At 73.9% G+C, this 2,170-nt stretch carries 2 protein-coding genes; both read right to left on the bottom strand.

Going from position 1 to position 2,170, the window contains the following annotated elements; all coding sequences use genetic code 11:
• A partial coding sequence (locus V7004_RS14950) for an AAA family ATPase (protein ID WP_334144991.1) occupies nt 1–1,636 on the bottom strand: 1,636 nt, incomplete at its 3' end.
• A gap of 126 nt (nt 1,637–1,762) precedes the next feature.
• Nucleotides 1,763–2,170, bottom strand: a 408-nt coding sequence (locus V7004_RS14945) for an RCC1 domain-containing protein (protein WP_442968076.1), incomplete at its 5' end; no start/stop codon positions are given.

Genomic DNA, 2,170 nt, shown 5'->3' with positions numbered 1-2,170 from the left:
CCCCCGCCGCCACGGCGAGCTGCTCCACCGGATCCAAGAACGCGTCGGCCTCGCCGGCCCGACCGGCGAGGATCAGTGCCGAGCCCCGGGCCGCGTGGGCGCCCAGGACCGCGAACGCGTCATCGCTCCCGATCGACAGCTCGAGCGCCCGCTCGCTCACCTCCAGTGCCAGATGGACCCGCACCGCCACCAAGGCGGAGAAGGTGGCGAACCCCAGGCAAATGGCAGCCAGCGCGGGTTGGTCGCGCTCGATGGCGTCGGCTTCCCGGCGCAGCAGCTCGTAGCCGGCGAGCGGGCCGTGCAACCACGTCTGCTGCTGCCCGCGCGCCGCCGCGACCCGTCCCCGTATGGCTGGCGCGTCACTCTGGTCGGTGGCCTCGTCGAGCAGCTCGTCCACCAGCGGATGGTCCCCCACGAACCACGCCATCTCGGCGGCATCGATGTACCGGGCAGCACGCTCGTCCGGCTGGACGCTGAGGTCGGCGGCGCGGCGGAACGCCACCAGCGCCTCCCTTGGAGCGCCGCTGCGGCGGTAGTGGTCAGCAGCCTGCGTCAGCAGCTCCGCCACCTCGTCGTCGGGCCCCGTGACCGACTCCGCCAGGTGCCACGCCCGGGCCTGGCGGTGCACGTCCGCGGACGCCGCCGCATCGGCGAGCGCAGCGTGCACCGACCGACGTTCGGCTGCGGAGGACGCGTCCAGGACCCGCGCCCGCAGCAACGGGTGGGTGAACTGCAGTCGGCCATCGAGTCGTTCGAGGACTCCGCCGTCGAGGCCGGCGTCGACCATGCGATCCCAACCGGCAACGGCGTCGCGGAGCAGCGACTCGTCACCGGTGCGGTCGAGAGCCAGGGCGAGCAGGGCCGGCTCTGCCCCGACCGCGGCGGCCAGGCGCTCGTCGAGTGCGTCGCGGAGCCGCTGCGGCAGGGCGGCCGGCTCGTCGCCGATCTCCCCCCGCCAGTGGGGCCCGAGCGCCAGCAGCGCCAGCGGGTTGCCTCCGGTCAGGCGCCAGCAGTGCCGGGCCGAATCGGGCGTGAGGCCGGCGGCATCGGCAAGCAGGGCGACGGCGTCGGGCTCGGCGAGACCCTCGAGCACCATGCTCTGCCGCCCGGTCGGATGCCACCAGGCCAGCGGCTCGCGGCTGGCGACCACCACCGCCACCCGATCGACCTCGATGCGGCGGGCCAGCGTGGCGATCGCTCCAGCCGATGCGTCGTCGATCCACTGGGCGTCGTCGACCACGACGAGCACCGGCTCGTGCTCGGCGAGCGCCGCCACCGCTCGCAGGAAGGTCGCGGCCACCAACTGGGGGGTGGCCGACCCGCCGCCGGTGAGGACCCCAGCGAGCACCCCGCTCTCGTCGAGCTCGTCGAGCCGCTGACGCAACGGCGCCAGCAGCTCGACCAATGCCGCGTAGGGGGTGGCGCGGGCTTCACCCGGTCCCACCGTGTCGAGACAGGTGAACCCCGCCTCGGCCGCTTCCCGGCGCAGCCAACGCGACAGCGCGGTCTTGCCGATGCCGGCGTCGCCCTCGAGTGCGAGCCCGGACGCCCGCCCGGCGACGGCGCGCTCCAGCAGCTCACGAAGGGCCAGCTGCTCGCGCCCGCGCCCGACCAGTCCCGGGTCACGACCTGTCACTGCGCCGATGGTAGGGCCTGCCCGACGGTGGTCGACGAGCTGCCGGTGGGCGCGACCGGCAAGCTCGACCGGGTGGCGCTGGCTCGGCGGATCTCGTGGCGAGTGGCCCGGGCCAGGGCGGGGTCCTCAGGCTCGGATGCCCAGTGTGTGGTAGCCGCCGGCGGCGACCCGCACCCAGTTCGTGCCGGTGCCCACCTGTTGGGGGGTGTAACGGAAGGTGGTGTCCCCGAGGCCGAGCTGGCCGTCGCCGTTATGACCCCAGGCCCACAGGGTGCCGTCGGTCTTGATCGCGAGCGAGTGTTCGCTGTAGCTGCCGGCGGCCACACTGGCCCAGTCGCTGCCGGTGCCCACCTGCTGGGGGGTGTTGCGGTCGGTGGTGTCCCCGAGGCCGAGCTCACCGGAAAAGTTGTACCCCCACGACCACAGGGTCCCGTCACGTTTCACCGCCAACGAATGCCCGCTGCCGGCCGCCACCGTGACCCAGTCGGTGCCGGTGCCCACCTGCTGGGGGGTGTAACGGTAGGTGGTGTCCCC

It is taken from the genome of Rhabdothermincola sp. (assembly GCF_036846205.1).
In the GTDB taxonomy this organism is placed as follows: Bacteria; Actinomycetota; Acidimicrobiia; order Acidimicrobiales; family Acidimicrobilacustridaceae; genus Rhabdothermincola.
The sequence above is the reverse complement of the archived record's forward strand: the minus strand, read 5'-3'. Positions and strand labels throughout refer to the sequence as shown.